Annotated in this window: 18 protein-coding genes and 1 pseudogene; 10 read left to right on the plus strand and 9 right to left on the minus strand. The window is 71.7% G+C overall.

Going from position 1 to position 19,564, the window contains the following annotated elements; translation table 11 throughout:
• Positions 1–276, plus strand: a pseudogene (locus BM314_RS15780) (porin family protein); the annotation flags it as partial.
• Between the two features lie 166 nt (positions 277–442).
• On the opposite strand, the gene BM314_RS15785 reads toward BM314_RS15780, so the two are convergent.
• From BM314_RS15785 to BM314_RS15800, 4 genes are all read right to left on the minus strand, one after another.
• Positions 443–856, minus strand: a complete 414-nt coding sequence (locus tag BM314_RS15785; RefSeq protein WP_020094093.1) for a VOC family protein — start codon at positions 854–856, stop codon at positions 443–445.
• Positions 857–994: 138 nt separating this feature from the next.
• Complete coding sequence (locus tag BM314_RS15790) at positions 995–2,329, minus strand: MFS transporter (RefSeq protein ID WP_091978903.1); 1,335 nt, start codon at positions 2,327–2,329, stop codon at positions 995–997.
• A gap of 534 nt (positions 2,330–2,863) precedes the next feature.
• The gene (locus BM314_RS15795; protein ID WP_091680902.1) at positions 2,864–4,435 is read right to left on the minus strand and encodes an ABC transporter substrate-binding protein; all 1,572 of its coding nucleotides are present in this window, start codon (positions 4,433–4,435) and stop codon (positions 2,864–2,866) included.
• A gap of 96 nt (positions 4,436–4,531) precedes the next feature.
• Positions 4,532–4,837 carry a hypothetical protein gene (locus tag BM314_RS15800; RefSeq protein WP_091978905.1) on the minus strand — a complete coding sequence of 102 codons (306 nt, stop codon included), beginning with the start codon at positions 4,835–4,837 and terminating at the stop codon, positions 4,532–4,534.
• A 170-nt stretch (positions 4,838–5,007) separates the two neighbouring features.
• Here BM314_RS15800 and BM314_RS15805 point away from each other — a divergent pair, with 170 nt between their 5' ends.
• The 3 genes from BM314_RS15805 (at position 5,008) to BM314_RS15815 (ending at position 6,965) form a co-directional block, all read left to right on the plus strand.
• Positions 5,008–5,616, plus strand: coding sequence for a PAS domain-containing protein (locus BM314_RS15805; RefSeq protein ID WP_091978907.1), 609 nt, complete (start codon positions 5,008–5,010; stop codon positions 5,614–5,616).
• A 229-nt stretch (positions 5,617–5,845) separates the two neighbouring features.
• A complete protein-coding gene (locus BM314_RS15810; RefSeq protein WP_091926932.1) occupies positions 5,846–6,085 on the plus strand; it encodes a hypothetical protein in 240 nt (79 codons plus the stop codon).
• A gap of 283 nt (positions 6,086–6,368) precedes the next feature.
• Positions 6,369–6,965 carry a hypothetical protein gene (locus BM314_RS15815; RefSeq protein ID WP_091978909.1) on the plus strand — a complete coding sequence of 199 codons (597 nt, stop codon included), beginning with the start codon at positions 6,369–6,371 and terminating at the stop codon, positions 6,963–6,965.
• 41 nt (positions 6,966–7,006) lie between these two features.
• Here the strand turns inward: BM314_RS15815 and BM314_RS15820 are convergent, their stop codons facing one another.
• Complete coding sequence (locus tag BM314_RS15820) at positions 7,007–7,255, minus strand: hypothetical protein (protein WP_020094086.1); 249 nt, start codon at positions 7,253–7,255, stop codon at positions 7,007–7,009.
• 89 nt (positions 7,256–7,344) lie between these two features.
• Positions 7,345–7,818, minus strand: a complete 474-nt coding sequence (locus BM314_RS15825; protein ID WP_056533583.1) for a CYTH domain-containing protein — start codon at positions 7,816–7,818, stop codon at positions 7,345–7,347.
• A gap of 245 nt (positions 7,819–8,063) precedes the next feature.
• Here BM314_RS15825 and BM314_RS15830 point away from each other — a divergent pair, with 245 nt between their 5' ends.
• The 6 genes from BM314_RS15830 (at position 8,064) to paoC (ending at position 15,559) form a co-directional block, all read left to right on the plus strand.
• A complete protein-coding gene (locus BM314_RS15830) occupies positions 8,064–8,534 on the plus strand; it encodes an NUDIX hydrolase (RefSeq protein ID WP_020094084.1) in 471 nt (156 codons plus the stop codon).
• 203 nt (positions 8,535–8,737) lie between these two features.
• Complete coding sequence (locus tag BM314_RS15835; protein WP_091978911.1) at positions 8,738–11,197, plus strand: bifunctional diguanylate cyclase/phosphodiesterase; 2,460 nt, start codon at positions 8,738–8,740, stop codon at positions 11,195–11,197.
• Between the two features lie 138 nt (positions 11,198–11,335).
• Complete coding sequence (locus BM314_RS15840) at positions 11,336–11,533, plus strand: hypothetical protein (RefSeq protein ID WP_012321181.1); 198 nt, start codon at positions 11,336–11,338, stop codon at positions 11,531–11,533.
• Between the two features lie 280 nt (positions 11,534–11,813).
• Entirely contained in the window at positions 11,814–12,389 is a 576-nt protein-coding gene (gene paoA / locus BM314_RS15845; RefSeq protein ID WP_091978913.1) for an aldehyde dehydrogenase iron-sulfur subunit PaoA, read from the plus strand.
• Positions 12,386–13,336, plus strand: a complete 951-nt coding sequence (locus BM314_RS15850) for an FAD binding domain-containing protein (RefSeq protein WP_091978915.1) — start codon at positions 12,386–12,388, stop codon at positions 13,334–13,336. The genes paoA and BM314_RS15850 overlap by 4 nt, the downstream gene beginning before the upstream one ends.
• 3 nt (positions 13,337–13,339) lie before the next feature.
• Positions 13,340–15,559 carry an aldehyde oxidoreductase molybdenum-binding subunit PaoC gene (gene paoC / locus BM314_RS15855; protein WP_091978917.1) on the plus strand — a complete coding sequence of 740 codons (2,220 nt, stop codon included), beginning with the start codon at positions 13,340–13,342 and terminating at the stop codon, positions 15,557–15,559.
• Positions 15,560–15,591: 32 nt separating this feature from the next.
• Here paoC and BM314_RS15860 read toward each other — a convergent pair whose 3' ends face one another.
• From BM314_RS15860 to BM314_RS15870, 3 genes are all read right to left on the minus strand, one after another.
• On the minus strand, positions 15,592–15,822 hold the full coding sequence (locus tag BM314_RS15860) for a DUF6894 family protein (RefSeq protein WP_020094079.1): 231 nt from the start codon (positions 15,820–15,822) through the stop codon (positions 15,592–15,594).
• A 205-nt stretch (positions 15,823–16,027) separates the two neighbouring features.
• Positions 16,028–18,634: a TonB-dependent receptor gene (locus BM314_RS15865; RefSeq protein WP_091978919.1), complete on the minus strand. Its 2,607-nt coding sequence runs from the start codon at positions 18,632–18,634 to the stop codon at positions 16,028–16,030.
• 291 nt (positions 18,635–18,925) lie between these two features.
• Positions 18,926–19,543 (minus strand): SOUL family heme-binding protein, encoded by a 618-nt coding sequence (locus BM314_RS15870; RefSeq protein WP_091978921.1) that lies wholly within the window; start codon positions 19,541–19,543, stop codon positions 18,926–18,928.
• Between the last annotated feature and the right edge of the window lie 21 nt (positions 19,544–19,564).

Raw genomic sequence — 19,564 nt, forward strand, 5'->3', positions numbered from 1 at the left:
GCCGGCAACGACAGCTTCCGCACCGGCTGGGCCGTCGGCGGCGGCATCGAGTACGCCCTGCCCACCGACTCGTTCCTGAACTTCTTCCGCTCCTCGGCCGTGACGCTCAAGGTCGAAGGCCTGTACGTCAACCTCGACCGCAACACCCGCAACCAGGGCGCGTTCGTCATCAACGCCGCCAACAACTTCCCGGTCGTCTACAGCGGCATCGGTCGCCGCTCCGACGAGTTCGCCGTCGTCCGCGCCGGCCTGAACTACAAGTTCGGCTCCTACTGAGATCGACCAGCGACGGTCGGGTGCGACGCTCGCATCCCGACCGTCGCACCCGACCCGAAACGCGAAGGGGCCGCTTCCCACAGGAGGCGGCCCCTTCGCCGTTCAGGCGGCCGGAATCCGGCCGGGCCTCGACCCGGACTTGACCCGGACTTGACCCGGCGCCGCCTCAGTAGCCCTTCCAGAGGCCGGGTGTGGCCAGCTCGAGCAGGTGTCCGTCCGGGTCGCGGAAGTAGACGCTGACGCCGCCCCGCGGCCAGCGGGTGCGCCCCTCGACGGCCACGCCGGCGGCCGCGAGATGGTCCTCCCAGGGCGCGAGGGCGTCGGCGTCGATCGAGAACGCGATATGGGCCGGGCCGCGGCCGTCATGGGGCGGTATGAGACCGCCCGGCGTCTCGATCGGCTGCAGGGACCCGCCCTCCGGAAAGAGCAGGAGGACGCCGCGGCCGCCGACGTCGAAGGCGCGCATGCGGAAGTCGGTGAAGAGGCAGCGCAACCCCATCGTGTCGCGATAGAAGGCCTCGGCGCGGTCGAGGTCCGCGACGTACAGCGCCGTCTCCAGGATGGCGTTGAGCTCGGGCACGGCGATCTCCTGGCGGCGGCGCGGTCACGGCCCGCGGGACCCCGTCCGGTCCGGTCCGGGCCAGTCCGGGCCGGCGCAGTGCCGGGCAGCGGCCGCACCGGGCCAACCGGCCGGTCCCGGACTCGGTTCGCCGCGGGCTCAGACGGCCGACGGCCGCGGCGCGCCCGAGTCGCGGCGCGGGGCGCGGCCCGGCACCAGCGACAGGGCGGCCGAGAGCAGGGCGAAGACCACGAGCGGCAGGAGGCTCAGGGTGAAGCTGCCGGTCCCGTCCTTGATCGCGCCGATCAGGTAGGGGCCGAGGAAGCCGCCGAGATTGCCGACCGCGTTGATGGCCGCGATGCTCGCCGCCGCCGTGGCGGGCGGCATCTGCTCGGTCGCGAGCGCCCAGAACGGGCCCTTGAGCATGTAGACGCCCATGGCGGCGATCGTCAGTGCCGCCACGACCGGGCCGAGCCCCGACAGGACCGTGCCGCCCGCGAGCCCCAGCGCCAGGATCAGGAACGAGAGCGCGAGGTGCCAGCGCCGCTCGGCGGTCCGGTCGCTGTGCCGGCCCCAGAGGACCATCGCCAGGGACGCGAAGCCGTACGGGATGCTGTTCAGGAGCCCGGTCTCGACGTTGCCGAGGCCGAAGCTCTTGACGATCTGCGGCGTCCAGAACGACAGCCCGTAGCTGCTCGCCGTCGAGCCGAAATAGATCGCGGCGAAGAGGGCGAGCCGCCGGTCGCGCAGGATGTCCCAGAGCGGCGGCTTCGCGGGCTGGCCGCTGCGGGTGTTGCGCGCCGCCTCGGCCCGGAGCTGCCGCTCCAGCCAGTCCCGCTCGGCCGCCGGCAGCCACGCCGCGTCCCGCGGGCCGTCCGGCAGGAGCCACAGGACCGCGACGGCCAGGAACACCGCCGGCAGGCCCTCGAGGATGAACAGCCACTGCCAGCCGGCGAGGCCGAACCCCGTCACGTTGAGCAGCGCGCCGGAGATCGGCGAGCCCAGGAACGACGAGATCGGGATCGAGATCATGAAGACCCCGATGATCCGCGCCCGGTAGGCGGAGGGGAACCAGTAGGTGAGGTAGAGGATCACGCCGGGGAAGAAGCCGGCCTCGGCGAGCCCCAGCAGGAAGCGCAGGCCGATGAACGACCACGGCCCCTGCACCAGGGCCATGGCGGCGGAGATGAGCCCCCAGGTCGCCATGATCCGGGCGATCCACAGCCGCGCCCCGAAGCGCTCCAGCATCAGGTTGCTGGGGATCTCCATCAGGAAGTAGCCGAGGAAGAAGATGCCGGCGCCCCAGCCGAACACGGTCGCCGAGAGGCCGACATCGTGGTTCATCTGGATCGCCGCGAAGCCGACATTCACGCGGTCCAGGAAGGAGACGAAGTAGGCGAGGATCAGGAACGGCACGAGCCGCCAGCCGATCCTGCGCATCGCCGAGCGTTCCAGGGCGGCCTCGTCCGGGGAGCCTGTCGCCAAGCCTGTCATCGAGCGTGTCCTCGTCGCGTCATGGAATCCGCGCGGCGTCGAGGGCGTCGATGCACCGCCGCGATGGCGGTGAGACGGATATCTCGGGCTTCCTCGCGGGCCGGTCATCTCTGGCGGTGACCTGTGCCGAATCTGCTTACCCCGTTCCCGATGCGGCTGGGAAGCGCTCGCGCGGCTTCGATCGATCGGACTTGTTGGAGGGAACGGCGTATTCGTGTGGCAGGATACCGTTGAACTACGCCGTGCCGGCGACACAGTAGGCTCGTGCAGCGGGGCTGTAGGGGTGCCGATGGCCTGTTCGTCTTTGCGAGCGCAGCGAAGCAACCCAGGGATGCGAGACATCGGTCAAGCTTGGCGCAGCTGGATTGCTTCGCTGCGCTCGCAAAGGCACGGAGCCAGTTCTGCGCGATCTCTGTCGCCGGACCGCGACCCTCTCCGCGTTCGGGTACCCGGAAAAGGCGCGCACGCACGGACCTGGAGCCGCTGAACCCGCGCCCACGTCCCGAGGTCTTGAAAGAGGGCGACCCTTGCGCCTCAGCCCTTCTTGACGTTCCAGAACACCGGCACGCCGTCGAGGACGCCGGTCAGGGACGGCTTGTACGAGGTCTGGTTGAAGTACTGCCCGAGGGGCAGGTAGGGCAGGTCGACGAAGGCCTGCTGCTGGAGTTCGCCGGCGAGCCGCTTGCGCGCGGCGGTGTCCGGGGCGTCCAGCCACTGGTCCCGCAGCGCCTCGATCCTCGCGCTGGTGGGCCAGCCGATCGCGGCGCTCTGTCCGGTCCCGCGCAGGAAGGCGCTGACCGCGGGATTCGCCTGGTCGAGCCCCGCCCAGAAGGTGCAGAAGGCGCTCCAGCCGCCCTGGGCGACCGGCTCCTTCTTGGCGCGCCGCTGCACCACCGAGCCCCAGTCCATGACCTGATAGTCGACGTTGAAGCCGGCGCGCGTGAGCATGTCGGCCGCCACGTCGGCGAGCGCCTTCAGGCTCGGGAAGTCCGAGGCGCCCATCAGCACCACCTTCTCGCCCTTGTAGCCGGCCGCCGCCAGCGCCGCCTTGGCGCCCGCGTAGTCGCGCTTGCTGGTCAGGGCGTCGAGGCCGACGTCGCTCGCCATGGGCAGGCCCGGGCAGAAGAAGCCCGTCGGCACGTGGATCAGCTTGGGATCGGTGCCGGTCACCGCCTGCATGAAGTCGGTCTGGTCGACGACCTTCAGCAGCACCTGCCGGATCGCCGGATTGTCGAAGGGCGGCTGGAGCTGGTTCATCCGCAGGCAGCCGATCAGGCCGGTCGGGTCGGTGATCCGCGTCGTCAGCCCGCGGAGGGTGGGCACGAGGTCGGCCGGCGGCTGCTCCCACCAGTCCATCTCGCCCGTCTGCATGGCCGAGGCGGCGGTGGCCTGATCGGGGATGACGTTCCACTCGACCCGGTCGACGTGGACGCGCTTCGGGCCCGAGGTCCATTGCGGCTCGCCGCCCTCGCGGGGGACGTAGCCGGCAAAGCGCTCGTAGACCACCCGGGCGCCGACCACGCGCTCGTCCGCCTTGAAGCGGAACGGGCCGCTGCCGACCATCTCGGTCACCTGCGTGAACGGGTCGGTCTTGGCGAGACGCTCCGGCATGATCGCGCAGATCGAGGAGCCGACCTTGCCGAGCGCGTCCGGCAGGAGCGCGAAGGGCTTCTTCAGGCGGAACTGGATCGTCCGGTCATCCGGGGCCGAGAGCTCGTCCGTGTAGGCCATGAGCGTCTGGCCCATGGCGTCGCGCTTGCCCCAGCGCGCGACGCTCGCCACGCAGTCGCGGGCCAGGACCGGGCTGCCGTCGTGGAAGGTCAGCCCGGGCCGCAGGGTGAGGCGCCACAGCGTGCCGTCGTTCTCCACCGTGTGGCCCGCCACCATCTGCGGCTGGGCGGCGTAGGCGGCATCGGTGCCGTAGAGCGTGTCGAAGACGGCGAGCCCGTGATTCCGGGTGACGTAGGCGGTCGTCCAGATCGGATCGAGCACCGTCAGGTCGGCCTGCGGGATGAACTTGAGCGTCCGGGCGGCACTGCCCTGCGCCAGCGCCGGGGTCGCGAGGGCGGCCCCCGACAGGGCCATGAAGGATCGTCTGTTCAGCATGCCGACTCGCCCGAGCGTTGCAATCGCGCTCAGGTTAGCACGCGGCGGGCCAAGCGCATCACAAGCGCATCACGGGCGCACCGGTCAGCGTGCCGGTCAGCGTGCGGCCGCCAGATCCTGCACGAGGGTCAGGACGCGGCGGCGGATCTCGGGATCGTCGATGCGCCGGTAGGCATGCAGCAGGGCGTCGGCCTCGTCGGCACGCCCGCCCGCGACGCCGGCGCCCCGCTCCGCACCCGGCGGGCCGTACAGGGAGGTGGCCGGAACCTGCAGCGCGTCGGCGATCCGCTGCAGCAGCCGCCCGGCACCCGGCGCGTGCGGCGGTGCGGAGCGCTCGAACAGGTCGTCCTCGGGCGCCGCAGCCCCGGAGGATCCGCTCCGGACAGGTGACTTCGATCCCATCGGCGGTCAGGCTCTGGCGCGCGGGCTGGCTCGAGCATTCATAATACAGAAGACCGGCAGGACGCGAGTGGCCAGCACGCAACAGTTGCATGAATGCGTCAAAGAAGTCTTGAGGTTGCAGCTACCGAACCCGTAGATCGACCGGACCGGAGCCGCACACGTACACCGCCATGCCCAAGACCAACGCGTCCGTCGGTCAGACCTGTCCCGAAGCCTTTCAGATCGCGCTCGATTCCGCCGACATGATCGGGCACTGGGCGTGGGAGCCCGCGACGGACCGGGTGCGGGTCGACGCCCTGGTGGCCCTCCTGTTCAAGGTCGATCCGACCGCGGCGGAATCCGGCATCCCGCTGGCCGTCTACGAGGAGGCCATCCACGTCGACGACCGCGACCGGGTCGACACCCTGATCCGCCGCAGCGTCGCGGCGGGGAGTTCCTACGTCGCCGAGTACCGGGTGATCTCCGTCGATGGCCGGATGCGCTGGGTCCTGGCGCGCGGCCGCTTCACCAGCGACCGTCGCGGCCGGCCGACGGGCGGGCGCGGGATCCTCGTGGACATCACGGCGCTGCGCGCGCGCGAGGCGATCGGCGGCGCGACCGCGCCCGACCTCGGCGACACGCCCCTGGACCGGGCGGTCGAGCACGCCCTCGCCGCGCAGGACGCCGTCGCGGCGCTGGGCGATCCGGCCCTGAAGGCCGAGGCGGACGCGCTGCTGATGGCGTTGGGGCGACGGCTGGCCCGACGGCAGGTCGCGGAGCGGCGGCGCCGCCTGAACTGAAGCGTGACGGCAGCGGCGCGGCGGCAATCACTAAATCCCGCCGCTAATTGTGCGCCTTGTTCGTGCAAAGCGGGGATGAACAAGCTTTCGTCAAGATAACGACTTTATTGACCGCGAGCAGGTGCGGGACCGGCAGCGGCGTTGCCGGAGCCCCGTTCTCACCCGAGCGCGTCGCGCGCGCGCCGTTGCCGTCCGGACCCGGCGGGTCCGGCTTCCCGGGATCGTCGTCATGCACTTCACCGTCACCGCACGCCTGTCCGCGCGCCGGTTCGCCTACCAGCACGCCTCGGTCCTGACCGCCCTGGATCAGGGCATGAGCCTGATCGCGGCCGGCATGGCCGAGGTGACGATCACGGACGGCAGCGGCGAGGCGCGGACGCCGGCCGCGCTGTACCAGTCCCTGTTCGGGGCGCCCGGTCCCCTGCGGCGCCGCCCGGCGCCCGCGCAGGCGCAGGCGCAGGCCGCCTGATCCCGGACGACCCGATCGCGCGCGACGCCCGCCCCGCAACAGATCGCCCCGCAGCGGATCGCCCCCTCGCCGGGCGGCGACGGGGCAGTGTCCGCAGGTGCTCGGGCGATCACGCCTTCGGTTTCACGACCCGAGGCCTGGAAACGACCGCGGCCCATCTCGACTAAAGAGAAATTTGACCAGTACGACGTCGTCTTTCTGGACAACGGCCGAGATCAGGCTTAACCTCGGTGTGTTCGTGCCGCCGACATGCGTGCTCGAATGCTTCCAAGGATCATCTTACATGAAGCGCCGCAGCGCGCGACCGTTCATGGTCGAAGTCAAGCAGACCCGTTCGGCCCGCACAACGCTGACTGCCACCGAGGCGCGGCCGCGCCCGGACAAGATCCTGTGGCCGGAACTGGCGCAGGCCGCCCTCGCGCCGCCCGCACCCGCGCCCGCCCCTCAGGCGGCACCGGCGCCGCGCCCGGAACGGAAGGTGCCGGACGCACCGGTGCGCCGCGTCCTGCCGAGCCTCATGCCGATGTTCGAGGCCCCGGCCGAGCCGGTCCTCGAAGCCGCCGACGAGGCCGCGACGGACCCCGCCGCCGAGACCGTCCCGGCGCCGCGGGCGCGGCGCGGGCGGCCGCGGGCGGCCGCGCGGGACGCGCTCCCGCAGGTGCAGACGGTGCCGTCGCGCCCGGCCGCGCCGACCGCCCCGCCGTCGGCCCCGCCCGTCGACGAGGCGCCCGCCCGCGTCCCGCCGCTGGCCGCGTCCGGTCCCACGTCCGGTCCCACGTCGGGTCAGGGCCCGTCGCCCCGGTCGACGGCAGGGCGGCGGACGAACGAGCTGCGGCTCGGCGAGCGCTGGAAGCGGCGCCTGCCGCACTTCATGCGCTGATCCCGCGCCGACGGCCGGCCGCGCCCTCGCGGCCGGCCGCGTCAGGTGAAGAACGGCCTGAAGTTCTCGAGCCATCCGCGCAGCCAGGCCTCGCAGCCCTGCCGGGCGCCCTCGGCGTCCTGGCCGTGGCCCCAGATGTCCTCGGCCAGCGGGCTCCACCAGGTCCAGAACCGGCTCGATCCGTCGTAGGCGCAGATCCCCACGACGACCGTCCCGACCCGGCCGACGAAGCGCGGGAGCGGCACGCCGGCGGTCTCGTCCTGCGTCCAGGTGATCAGGGTCCGGGGCATGCCGTGAGAACCGTGGCCGCCCCGGGATGTTCACGGGCCCGGATGTTCGAGATGTTCGACCGGACGGATCCGCCCGGCGCGTCGGGAACCTAGGCCGCCCACCGCTCCGGCACCGGTCCCGCGGCCAGCCGCGAGTTGCGGTAGCGCGCGTCGTCGGTGACCTCGCGCTCCACCCAGGGAGGGAGCACCACCGGCTGGTCTTCGCGCTCCAGTTCGATCTCGGCCAGGATCAGGCCCGCAAGGTTCCCGCCGAACACGTCGACGTCCCAGACCGCCCCGGCATGCGCGACCCGGTAGCGGGTCTTCTCGAGCCGCCGGCCGGGCGGCACGGTGGCGAGGAGCGCCGCGCCGTCCTCCGGCGCGATGGCGAACTCGATCTCGTCCCGGCTGGCGCCGCGGCGCGGGCTCTTCCACGTGATCAGCGCGCGCTCACCGGCCCGGCGGATCCGGATCGTGTTGGCCGCGTCGGTGAAGAGGTATCCCTGAACCAGGGGCGTCCCCGCCCGGCACAGCGCCAGAACCGACGGGTTCGCGATGAACTTGCGCTCGATCTCGACAGCCATGCCGCGCCTCGTGGACGTTTGACGCGTCAGCCTTCGCCGACAAGCCGGCCCGCGACAAGCCGCCTGGCGGGGATGAGCACAGCGTTACAGGCATGGCTCGGTGCCAATGCGCGCGGGCTGCAATGGGATCGTGTTAAACTTATGTAAAAGCGTGAGGAGGCCGTCGATTGCAGAAGCATCATCAGAAATCCCGCCCCTCTCCGTCCGCGAGGTCAGCGCTGAAGACGGCATCCAAGCGGCCGAACTTGAAGAAGCTGCTCCGCAAGGCGCAGGTCAAACCGCTCAAGCAGGTGGCGGCCCTGCCGTTCCGCGTCGGCGCCGACGGCCGGATCGAGGTCCTGCTGATCACCTCGCGCGATACCGGGCGCTGGATCATCCCGAAGGGCTGGCCGATGACCGGCCGCAAGGCCCATCAGGCCGCCGCGCGGGAGGCCTACGAGGAGGCGGGGCTCGAGGGGCAGATCGCCGCGAACCCGGTCGGACGGTACCATTACCAGAAGCGCTTCGACCACGGCCGCGCCTTCCCCTGCATGGTCCGCGTCTACCCGCTGCGGGTCGAGGCCCAGCACGAGCGCTGGCCGGAACAGGCCCAGCGCACCCTGCAATGGTTCGCGCCCGAGGAGGCGGCGCGCCTCGTCCACGAGGACGAGCTCCAGGAACTCCTGACGGATTTCGCGGCGCGGCCGATCGAGATCCGCGGCGACGGGCGCGGCTGACGGGCGCCGCGACGGGCACGGGCGGGCGGACCGCCGCCGCGCCCGAACATACAACTCCTGATCTGCGGCCTGACCGGCGCGCGGCGGCGCCCGGAAGAGCCTCGTCCGCATGGCGGATCGGACCCGTGTCCGGGCGGAATGCAACTTCTGATTAGTATCCGCGGGTTAAGGTTCCCGCCGTCGCAGAAGGGCGGGGCACCTCGATGTATCGCGCGTTCGCTTGCCTGACCGAGGAACATACCGGCTGGGTGGTCGCCCTGGCCGCCTGCGTGTGCTGGATCTCCTGCGCGGTGGCCCTCAAGCTGGAGCAGCGCGTCCAGGTCCGCGCCGACGGGCACGGGCCGGTCTGGCTCCTGGCCTCGGGCTTCTCGATCGGGGCCGGGATCTGGAGCACCCACTTCATCGGCATGCTGGGCTACGATCCCGGCGTGGTGCTGGGCTACGAGCCGCGCACGACCCTGCTCTCGCTGATCGTCGCGATCGCGGCCGCCACCGTGGCCTTCCTGTTCGCCCGGGCCACGCCGTCGCGCTGGGCCGGGGCGGGGGCGGGCCTCGTGCTCGGGATCGGCATCGCCTGCATGCACTTCCTCGGCATCGCCGGCGTGCGGCTGCCGGGACACTTCACCTGGGACCCCGCCATGGCCGCCACGGCGATCGCGGCGGGCTGCGGGCTCGCGGCCGCCGGCATGGCCATCCATGTCGGCAGCGCGGGCGCGCGGGCCCGGCTCGCGGCCGCGACCGTCCTGACCCTCTCCATCGCGATCCTGCACTTCCTCGCCATGGCGGCCGCCCGCGTGGTGCCGGACCCGGCCCTGGCGGTCCCGCAGCTCGGCCTCGCCCGGGGCGTCCTGGCCGGCGGCATCGCCGGCGTGATGGCGGTGATCCTGGCCTTCGCGGCGCTGACGCTGATGCTGGACCACCTGCGCCGGATCAACATCGCCCTGGCCCGGCAGGGCCGCATGCTGCGGGAGAAGACCCTGCTGCTCGACGCCACCCTCGACAGCATGGACCAGGGCCTCATCATGGTCGACGCCGGCGGCGTGGTCCGGGTCTGCAACGAGCGGGCGCTGGCGCTCCTCGACCTGCCCCGGGCGATGATGCAGGCGCGGCCGAGCTACCGGGCTGTGCTGCGCCACGAGGCGAGCCGCCGCGAGCGCCGGCGCCCGGACCGCTCGATCCGGACCTGGATCGAGCGCGGCGAGGCCGGGCAGACGCAGGTTCACGAGCGGGCGCGGCCCAACGGCCTCGTGCTCGAGATCCGCACCGTCCCCCTGGCGGATGGCGGCTTCGTGCGCACCTTCACCGACATCACCAAGCGGAAGGCCGCGGAGGCCGAGGTGGCGCGCCTCGCCCGCCACGATGTCCTCACCGGCCTGCCGAACCGGGCGCTGTTCCACGAGACCCTCGCGCGCAGCCTCGTCGACATCGTCCAGCGCGGCGGCGCCTGCGCGGTCCTGTACCTCGACCTCGACGGCTTCAAGAGCGTGAACGACAGCCTCGGCCACCAGGCCGGGGACGAGCTCCTCCGGCGCGTGTCGGCCGGCCTGCGGGGCATCGCGGGGGACGGGGCGGTGGCCCGGCTCGGGGGCGACGAGTTCGCCGTGCTCTCCGCCGGCGGCGCGGCCGAGGCCGAGGTCCTGGCCGAGCGCCTCATCGCGCTGTTCCACAGCCCGTTCAGCGTGGGCGGGCACCGGGTCGGCGTCGGCCTGAGCGTCGGCATCGCGCTGGCCCCCGAGCACGGGACGGATGCCGAGCCGCTGTACCGCCGCGCCGACCTCGCCCTCTACCGGGCCAAGGCCGAGGGCCGCGGCACGTACCGGATCTTCACCCCCGCCATGGACGAGGAGGCCGAGGAGCGGCGGGTGCTCGAGCGCGACCTGCGCCAGGCCCTCGACGACAACACCCTGAGCCTGCACTACCAGCCGCAGGTCGAGGGCCACACGGGGGCGCTCGTCGGGTTCGAGGCGCTCCTGCGCTGGACCCACCCGGTCCGCGGCAGCGTGTCGCCCAACGTGTTCGTGCCCCTGGCCGAGGAGACCGGCCTGATCGTGGCGCTCGGCGACTGGGTGCTGCGCGAGGCCTGCCGCGAGGCGGCCCAGTGGGCGCAGCCCCTGAAGGTCGCCGTCAACCTCTCGCCCCGCCAGTTCCAGAAGCCCGGCCTGCCCGAGACCGTCCTGGCGATCCTGGCCGAGACCGGTCTCTCGCCGGACCGCCTGGAGCTGGAAGTCACCGAGAGCATCATCATCAACGACATGGCGCGGGCCGTGGGCATCCTCCGCCGCCTGAAGAGCTACGGCATCCGGATCAGCATGGACGATTTCGGGACCGGCTACGCGTCGCTCGCGACCCTCCAGGCCTTCCCGTTCGACAAGCTGAAGATCGACCGCTCCTTCGTGGCGCAGCTCGGAACCGGGCCGCAGGCCGCCGTGATCGTCCGGGCCGTGCTCAGCCTCGGCCGCAGCCTCGGCATGGGCGTCGTCGCGGAGGGCGTCGAGACCCACGCGCAGATGAAGTTCCTGACCGAGGAGGCCTGCGGCGAGATGCAGGGCTTCCTGTTCGGCAGGCCGCGCCCGATCACCGACTACGCCGCCGCGGTCGGCGGTCCCGCCGGCCCCGCCGAGGAATCCGCCCGGGCCGAGCCGGGCCTCGCCGCGGTCGGCTGAGCGGGATCGCCGATCCGCCGCCGGGAACCCGCCCGATCGCTCCGACGTTGGCCCCGCAGATTGGATCACTTCTAAGGTCCAAGCTCTCGTCCCCCGCCGGGACGGCCCCCGGGCCGCCGGCCTCACAGGAGCCCGACCATGAACGCCAAGTGCGAGACCTGCCGGTTCTTCGACGAGCACAAGGGCAACGGCGCCGTCGCGCAGAACGATGCCGGTCTGTGCCGCTTCAACCCGCCGGTCAGCCAGCCCGCGCCCGAGTCCAAGGGCCTCTGGCCGGTGGTCGCCGCCCAGGACTGGTGCGGCCACTACACCGCCGAGATGACCGCGGCCGAGTAGGGGCGTCCGCCACGCGACGATCGGGGCCGGCCTTCGGGTCGGCCCTTTCGTTTGGGCGGGTCCCGGCGCGGCCCGCCGCAACTTTCGCGTCCCCGGCCGCGCCGCCCCCCTGACCATCGCGGGAGCGGGCTCTACCTTGGAGCCGATCCAGGGTGCCGCCGCTTTGCGGGATGTCTTGCCGGGATGTCTGCCGGGATGTTCCGCCGGGATGTTCCGCCCGCGGGCCCCGGCGACCGGGATCCCGTCCGCGCCTTCGTGATCTGAACCGGAGAGAGACTTGATGGTGAGCGCCGAAACCGTGCCCCAGGACCCGGGCGCCAGACCTGCGCGGACCGACGCACCGGTCCTCGCCGCCGTCACGTTCACGGTGAACGGCGAGCGGCGCACGCTCGAACTCGACACCCGCACCAGCCTGCTCGACGCCGCGCGCGAGCACCTGCACCTGACCGGGTCCAAGAAGGGCTGCGATCACGGCCAGTGCGGCGCCTGCACGATGATCGTCGACGGGCGGCGCATCAACGCCTGCCTGACGCTGGCGATCATGCACCAGGGCGCCGAGATCGTGACCGTCGAGGGCCTGGGGCAGCCTGACAGCCTGCACCCGATGCAGGCGGCCTTCGTCAAGCACGACGGCTACCAGTGCGGCTACTGCACGCCCGGCCAGATCTGCTCGGGCGTGGCCGTCCTGGAGGAGATCCGGGCCGGCATCCCGAGCCACGTCACGGCCGATCTCGGCGCGGCGCCGCCGGTGACCGAGACGGAGATCCGCGAGCGGATGAGCGGCAACCTCTGCCGCTGCGGCGCCTATTCCAACATCGTCGAGGCGATCACCGAAGTCGCCGGGAGCCGCGCATGAAGTCCTTCACGTACGAGCGCCCGGGCACGCCCGCCGCGGCCGCCGCCGCCGTCGCCGCCACGCCCGACGCCAAGTTCATCGCCGGCGGCACCAACCTGCTCGACCTGATGAAGCTGCAGATCGAGACCCCGCGCCACCTCGTCGACGTGAACGGGCTCGGCCTCGACGCGGTCGAGCCGACCGAGGAGGGCGGCCTGCGCATCGGCGCCCTGGTGCGCAACACCGATCTCGCGGCCCATCCGCGGGTGCGCGCGGATTACGGGGTCCTCGCCCGCGCGCTGCTCGCCGGCGCCTCCGGCCAGCTGCGCAACAAGGCGACCACCGCCGGCAACCTGCTGCAGCGGACCCGCTGCCCGTACTTCTACGACACCGCCCAGCCCTGCAATAAGCGCCAGCCGGGCTCCGGCTGTTCGGCGCTCGACGGCGTGAGCCGCCAGCTGGCGGTGATCGGCGGCAGCGAGGCCTGCATCGCCACGCATCCGGGCGACATGGCGGTGGCCATGCGCGTCCTCGACGCCACCGTGGAGACGATCGACGCCGGGGGCGCCGCGCGGAAGATCCCGATCGCCGAGTTCCACCGCCTGCCGGGCGACGACCCGTCGCGCGACACGAACCTCGAGCCCGGCGAGCTCATCACCGCGGTGACGCTGCCGAAGCCCGTTCCCGGGACGCACATCTACCGCAAGGTCCGCGACCGCGCCTCCTACGCCTACGCGCTGGTCTCGGTGGCGGCGATCCTGGGCAAGGACGGCTCCGGCCACGTCGCCTTCGGGGGCGTCGCCCACAAGCCCTGGCGGGTCGAGGCGGCCGAGGCCGATCTCTCGAAGGGCGCCCGGGCCGTGACCGAGCGGGTCTTCGCCGACGCCAAGCCCACCCACGAGAACGCCTACAAGCTGAAGCTCGCCGAGCGGACCCTCGGCGCCGCGCTCAACCAAGCGAGGGCCTGAGCCATGAAGTTCGACACCGCCGCGGGCCCGAACCCGATCGACCGCCTCAAGGTCGTCGGCCTGCCCACCGACCGCATCGACGGCAAGTACAAGACCACCGGCACCGCGCCCTACGCGTACGAGCGCCACGACGCGGCCCCCGACGCCGCCTACGGCTACGTGCTGGGCTCCGCCATCGCCAAGGGCCGGGTGCGCAGCATCGACACGGCCTCGGCCCGGCAGGCGCCCGGCGTCATCGGGATCGTCACCACCCTCGACACGCCGCGGATCGAGCGCGGCGTGATGAACGTCGCCTACCTGTTCGGCGGCGACGTGATCCAGCACTACCATCAGGCGATCGCCGTCGTGGTGGCCGAGACCTTCGAGCAGGCCCGGGCGGCCGCCTTCCTGGTGACGGTCGATTACGCCCCCGAGGCCGGTGCGTTCGACCTCGCCGCCGCGGCGAAGACCGCCGAGCCGGTCCCGGCCGACAGCGGCGAGGGCAGCGGCGGCAACGGCGAGGAGCGGACCGGCGACTTCGAGGGCGCCTTCGCGCAGGCCCCCGTGACGCTCGACGCGACCTACACGACGTCCGACGAGAGCCACGCCATGATGGAGCCGCACGCCACGACGGCGGCCTGGGACGGCGACCGGGTCACGCTCTGGACCGCCAACCAGATGATCGGCTGGGGCCACGGCAGCCTCGCCAAGATGCTCGGCCTGCCGAAGGACAAGGTCCGGCTCGACGCGCCCTATGTCGGCGGCGGCTTCGGCGGCAAGCTGTTCGTGCGCGCCGACGCGGTGCTGGCGGCGCTCGCCGCGAAGGCCACCGGGCGGCCGGTCAAGGTGGCGCTGACCCGCCCGCTGATCGCCAACAACACTACGCACCGCCCGGCCACGATCCAGCGGGTCCGGATCGGCGCCCAGCGGGACGGCACCATCACGGCGATCGCGCACGAGAGCGTCTCGGGCAACCTGCCGGAGGGCGATCCCGAGACGGCCGTGAACCAGACCAAGTACCTCTACGCGGGGGCGAACCGCCTGACCGCCATGAAGCTCGCCCGGCTCGACCTGCCCGAGGGCAACGCCATGCGCGCCCCCGGCGAGGCCCCGGGCCTCGCGGTGCTGGAGGTCGCCATGGACGAGTTGGCCGAGAAGCTCGGCCTCGACCCGGTGGAGTTCCGCATCCGCAACGACACGCAGGTCGTCCCGACCCAGCCGGACCTGCGCTACTCTCACCGCGACCTCGTCGGCTGCCTCAAGCTCGGCGCCGAGCGGTTCGGCTGGGCCAGGCGCAACCCGAAGCCCGGACAGGTCCGGGAGGGGCAGTGGCTCGTCGGGCACGGCATGGCGGCGGCGTTCCGCGACAACATGGTGCTGAAGTCGGGCGCCCGGGTGCGGCTCTCCGCCGACGGCACGGTCACGGTCGAGACCGACATGACCGATATCGGCACCGGCAGCTACACGATCATCGCGCAGACCGCCGCCGAGATGATGGGCGTGCCCCTCGACCGGGTCGTGGCGCGGCTCGGCGACTCGGACTTCCCGGTCTCGTCGGGTTCGGGCGGCCAGTTCGGCGCCAACTCGTCGACCGCGGGCGTCTACGCGGCCTGCGTGAAGCTGCGGGAGGCGGTCGCGCAGAAGCTCGGCTTCAACGCCACCGACGCGGTGTTCGAGGAGGGCGAGGTCCGCGCCGGCAACCGCGCCATCCCGCTCGCCCGGGCCGCCGCCGACGGCGAGCTCGTGGCCGAGGACGCGATCGAGTTCGGTGAGTTCTCGAAGACCCAGCAGGTCTCGACCTTCGGCGCCCACTTCGTCGAGGTCGCGGTGGATGCCTATACGGCGGAGGTCCGGGTGCGGCGGATGCTGGCGGTCTGCGCGGCGGGGCGCATCCTCAACCCGAAATCCGCCCGCAGCCAGGTGATCGGCGGGATGGTGATGGGCACCGGGGCGGCCCTGATGGAGGAGCTGGTCGTCGACACCAAGCGCGGCTTCTTCGCCAACCACGACCTCGCCGGCTACGAGGTGCCGGTCCACGCCGACATCCCGCACCAGGAGGTGATCTTCCTCGACGAGGTCGACCCGATGTCCTCGCCCATGAAGGCCAAGGGCGTGGGCGAGCTCGGCATCTCGGGGGTCGGCGCCGCGGTCGCGAACGCGATCTACAACGCCACCGGCATCCGCGTGCGCGACTACCCGATCACCCTCGACAAGCTCCTCGACCGCATGCCGGACGCGGCCTGACAGGGGTGCGGGGACGTCCTGCCGGGCGTCCCCTACGGGTCCACGACGTGGAAGCTGGCCCGGGCCCGCATCACGAGGCGACCGTCCTCGTCGTAGGCGCGGGCGGTGAAGTCGTTCACCCCGGTCTCCTCGCCCTCGTCGTGCAGGAGCGCCGTCAGGGTCCGGCGCAGCAGGTCCCGCAGGGCGGCCCGGTCCGGGAGGACCGTGCCCTCGTCGTCCCGGACGGCGACGTGGTCGGCGGTGTCGATGAAGTAGCGCGGCATGGGTGTCTCCAGGATCGGGATGACCGGGACGGGAGCGCCCGCAAGCCTCGCCGGCGGCCGATCAGGGATACAGATCGGGTCGGCGGCCGCACTCATCTGGGTTTGAAAGACCGGGCTCATCGTCCGGGCGCGAAGGCGCGCGGGCTCGAACGGAAGAGGGGCCGCGGATCCCGCGGCCCCTCGCATCATCGTTCCGTGGACGGGCTCAGTACTTCCGGATGATCGGCTCCGGCGCCATCGGGACCGGATCCGCCCCGAACCGGTAGGTCAGGCCGGCGTAGATCGAGAGCGGCTGCGCCAGGGTCGTGGTCCGCGGGTCGTTGATCGACAGGTTGCCGGCGACCGCGCCCGTCTCGGCGAAGGTGCCGAACGTGGCGTAGCGGTTGTTGGTCAGGTTGGTGACCAGTCCGAAGATCTCCAGGTTCTTGCTGACCTGATACTTCGTCGTCAGGTTCATCACGTAGTAGGCCGGCAGCTTGCGGTTGAGGTTCGATTCGTCACCCCGGTAGTAGGACGACGAGAACGCCGAGACGTTGAGGCCGAAGCGCCAGTTCGGGGTGATGCTGTACTCGAAGCCCGCCTTGATCTGGTGATCGGGGATCAGCGGGATCTTGTCGCCCGGCCGGACGCGGATGCCGCCGTTCGGGATCACGTCGCCGCCCACGGCGCCGCCGGCCGCGCCGGTGCTCGCCAGCGGGTTGTTGGGCGACGAGAGGGTCGCGTTGAACTGGAAGGTCGCGTCGACCAGGGCGTAGTTGGCGTAGACCAGCAGGTCGGGCATGACCGCGTACTCGGCGCCGACCTCGATGCCCTGGCGCCGGGTCGCCGGTACGTTGATGTAGTAGGCGCGGGCGGCGTTGCCCGCGACGGCGACCTGGTAGAGGTCGTTGCTCAGGTCGGTGCGGTAGACGCCGGCCTTGTAGGTGAGGGCGCCGCCCGACAGGAAGGCCGGGATCACGCCGCGGAAACCGGCCTCGTAGGTCCGGCCGGTGACCTGCTTGAGCGGCGGATCGGCCACGAGCGAGTTCGGCAGCAGGCACGGCTGGGTCGGGCTGGAGCAGGACAGCTCCAGCGGGGTCGGGGCGCGGTTCGATTCCGAGTAGCCGCCGTAGAGGTTCAGCGCCGGGTCGAACTGGTAGGTCAGGCCCGCGAGCGGGTTGACCTTGGTGTACTCGTGCACGCCGGTGACGTCCGGCGAGAACCCGGTCTGGTCCCGGGTCTGGATGCGGGCGTAGTTGAGCCGGAAGCCGCCGGTCAGCGACAGCCGGTCGGTCACGTCCAGCGTGTCGGTGGCGTAGAGGCCGAGATACAGGGTCGAGCCGCTGACGTTGCCCGGCGCGAGGCCGATCGCCCCCAGCGTGCGGATGTCCGGCGTGCCGAGGCCCGGGATCGTGCCGTAGTACGGGTTGTTCGGATCGACGGTGATCGACAGGTTCGGGTTGATCACGCCCAGCTGGCTCGCCGACTTGAACGAGAAATTCGAGGCGTCGACGCTGCCGCCGACCACGAAGGCGTTGTTCAGGCCGAAGATCCGGTCGCGGTTGGCGGCCTGGAGCGAGCCGCCGTAGGATTCGGCCTCCGTCCGGGTCGTGTCGATCGTGCCGTACGGGATGTTCCGGACGAACGGGATCGTCTGGTTGTTCAGGCCGAGGATCGCGAACTGGTTGGCGTAGGCCCGGCGCGCCGCCACCTGGCTGGTGGGCGGCGCGTTCACGTTGAACGCGTCGTCCTGGTAGCAGAGCGAGCCCCGGAAGCTGCTGCGGCTGCTGCAGTTCTCGAAGTTGCCCTGGTTGCCGTCGACGTAGAACTCGCTGAAGCGCCGGTAATAGGCGTTGCCGGCGAGGTCCCAGGTCGGCGAGAGGTCGACCCGGCCGGTCAGCTGGAGCGTGCCCACCTGCGTCGTCTGGGTCTGCGGGTAGGTGAAGATCGCCCGCGGGTCGAGATGGGTGAAGTCCACCGGCGTGGCGGCGGCGGCGCCGTAGAAGCTGCGGGCGGCGAGCCCGATCAGGTGGAACTCCGAATCCTGCGAGCGGTAGCCGAGATCCGCGTAGAGGCGGCCGATCGTGCTCGGGCTCTCGTAGCGCCAGCCGCGGTCGTTCAGGCCGTCGCCGGTGAAGTAGACGCTCCACGGGCCGGAGACCTTGCCGTACTCCAGGTAGCCGGCGGTGCGCGCGTCCGAGCCGCCCCAGGCCGAGATCTCGGTGCCCTGCCAGGTGAAGCCGTTCTTCATCTGGATGTTGACCGCGCCGCCGATGGCGTTGAGGCCGAAGACCGGGTTGCCGGTGACCACGTCGATGCGCTGGATCGCCTGCGGCGGGATCAGGTCGAAATTGACGACGTCGCCGAAGGCCTCGTTGATGCGCACGCCGTTCTGGTAGACGGCGAGCCCCTGCGGCACGCCCTGCACCGACGAGGCCGTGAAGCCGCGGTAGCTGAGATCGACCCGGTTCGAATTGCCCTGCGAGTCGTTGAGGTTCACCCCGGGCGTGCGCCGCGCCAGCGTGGCGATCACGTTGTCGGAGCCCTGATCGACCTCGATCTGCCGGGCCGTGACGGTCTCGACGGTGCTGGGGATCTTGTTGAGCGGCTGCTCGGAGCCGCGCAGCCGCACCCCGCCGGCCGGGGCCGGCAAGGTCGGCGCGGCCTGGGCGAGCGTATCGAGATTCTGGGCGCCGCTGGAATTGCCGCCGCCCGCACCCACCGGCGACGTCGAGACGACGCTGATCTCGCCGAGGGTGACGGATTGTTGAGCCTGCGCGACACCCGGCAACAGAGCCACGGACGCGATCAAGCTGCCTCGCAGGGCCCGCATATCTTCCCCCAACCTGGATTCGAAGGCACGCGCCGCTTCGCGTCGGCTGCGTGCGCCTCACTGATCTCGGGTCGGGTCGCGACCTCAATTCACATTCTGTTTAATCCCTGCGGGGGACGACTTGCGGGCTCGAATGATCGGGCCTGTGGCGCAAAGACAACAAAAGAGGAAGATAGCGGCAAGTCTTCGGGATTATTATGAAGGACATCGCGGGATAATTGAGCAATCGGGCCGGTCCTCCGGGGCGGCGTCCGAGGCCGCCCACCGGGTCGTCAGGACCGGTCCCGGCTCTCACGGCGGCGGCAGGCGGACGGCGACCTCGTTCCGGCGCAGGAACGGAATCGCGAAGGGCGGGTCGTAGCCCATGACGAAGGGCACGCCCGCCGGTGCGCGGCCGGCCGCCGCCAGGACGGCGGCGAGGATGCCCGCCTGCGCGGCCCGCGCCTCCGGGGTGAGGCGGCCGGAGAAGCGCAGGGCCGCGACCCGCTCGGCCGGGACCTCGACCAGCCGGACCCCCGGCTCGGTCGGGGCCGGCGCCCCGGCCGCCGCCACCGCGCGGGGCAGGAAGAACCGCATCGTGCCGGTGCCGTCCCGCTCCACCGGGACGGTCATGGCGATGTGCTGGGCGATGCGCTGGCCGCCGCTCTCGACCGGCGCCGTCATGGCGATGCGGTTCCCGGCTCGGTTGGCGCCGGTGATGTAGCGGAACAGCCGCCCGAAGGCGTCGCCGTCGCCCTGGCCGCGCGCGTCGGTCTCGACCGCGAGGCGCGGCGCGTAGGACCGGATCTCGACCCCGCGCTCGAGGCGCTCGACGACCGCGTAGGCGGGCTGCTCGTAGAGCGCCCGCACGCCGAAGATCCCGAGCACCGCCTCCGCCAGGGTGACGAGCGCGTACATGACCCTGTCCATAGGACCTCCGGGGGCGGGCGC

Source organism: Methylobacterium sp. 13MFTsu3.1M2, from assembly GCF_900112625.1.
GTDB lineage: Bacteria > Pseudomonadota > Alphaproteobacteria > Rhizobiales > Beijerinckiaceae > Methylobacterium.

Excerpts from the sequence above, each read along its gene's own strand:
- BM314_RS15835 (WP_091978911.1), top strand. The coding sequence starts at position 8,738 with ATGTATCGCGCGTTCGCTTGCCTGACCGAGGAACATACCGGCTGGGTG.
- BM314_RS15820 (WP_020094086.1), bottom strand. The coding sequence starts at position 7,255 with ATGCCCCGGACCCTGATCACCTGGACGCAGGACGAGACCGCCGGCGTG.
- BM314_RS15865 (WP_091978919.1), bottom strand. The coding sequence starts at position 18,634 with ATGCGGGCCCTGCGAGGCAGCTTGATCGCGTCCGTGGCTCTGTTGCCG.
- paoA (WP_091978913.1), top strand. The coding sequence starts at position 11,814 with ATGGTGAGCGCCGAAACCGTGCCCCAGGACCCGGGCGCCAGACCTGCG.
- BM314_RS15870 (WP_091978921.1), bottom strand. The coding sequence starts at position 19,543 with ATGGACAGGGTCATGTACGCGCTCGTCACCCTGGCGGAGGCGGTGCTC.
- BM314_RS15810 (WP_091926932.1), top strand. The coding sequence starts at position 5,846 with ATGCACTTCACCGTCACCGCACGCCTGTCCGCGCGCCGGTTCGCCTAC.
- BM314_RS15840 (WP_012321181.1), top strand. The coding sequence starts at position 11,336 with ATGAACGCCAAGTGCGAGACCTGCCGGTTCTTCGACGAGCACAAGGGC.
- BM314_RS15860 (WP_020094079.1), bottom strand. The coding sequence starts at position 15,822 with ATGCCGCGCTACTTCATCGACACCGCCGACCACGTCGCCGTCCGGGAC.
- BM314_RS15815 (WP_091978909.1), top strand. The coding sequence starts at position 6,369 with ATGAAGCGCCGCAGCGCGCGACCGTTCATGGTCGAAGTCAAGCAGACC.
- BM314_RS15825 (WP_056533583.1), bottom strand. The coding sequence starts at position 7,818 with ATGGCTGTCGAGATCGAGCGCAAGTTCATCGCGAACCCGTCGGTTCTG.
- BM314_RS15795 (WP_091680902.1), bottom strand. The coding sequence starts at position 4,435 with ATGCTGAACAGACGATCCTTCATGGCCCTGTCGGGGGCCGCCCTCGCG.
- paoC (WP_091978917.1), top strand. The coding sequence starts at position 13,340 with ATGAAGTTCGACACCGCCGCGGGCCCGAACCCGATCGACCGCCTCAAG.
- BM314_RS15850 (WP_091978915.1), top strand. The coding sequence starts at position 12,386 with ATGAAGTCCTTCACGTACGAGCGCCCGGGCACGCCCGCCGCGGCCGCC.
- BM314_RS15790 (WP_091978903.1), bottom strand. The coding sequence starts at position 2,329 with ATGACAGGCTTGGCGACAGGCTCCCCGGACGAGGCCGCCCTGGAACGC.
- BM314_RS15800 (WP_091978905.1), bottom strand. The coding sequence starts at position 4,837 with ATGGGATCGAAGTCACCTGTCCGGAGCGGATCCTCCGGGGCTGCGGCG.
- BM314_RS15805 (WP_091978907.1), top strand. The coding sequence starts at position 5,008 with ATGCCCAAGACCAACGCGTCCGTCGGTCAGACCTGTCCCGAAGCCTTT.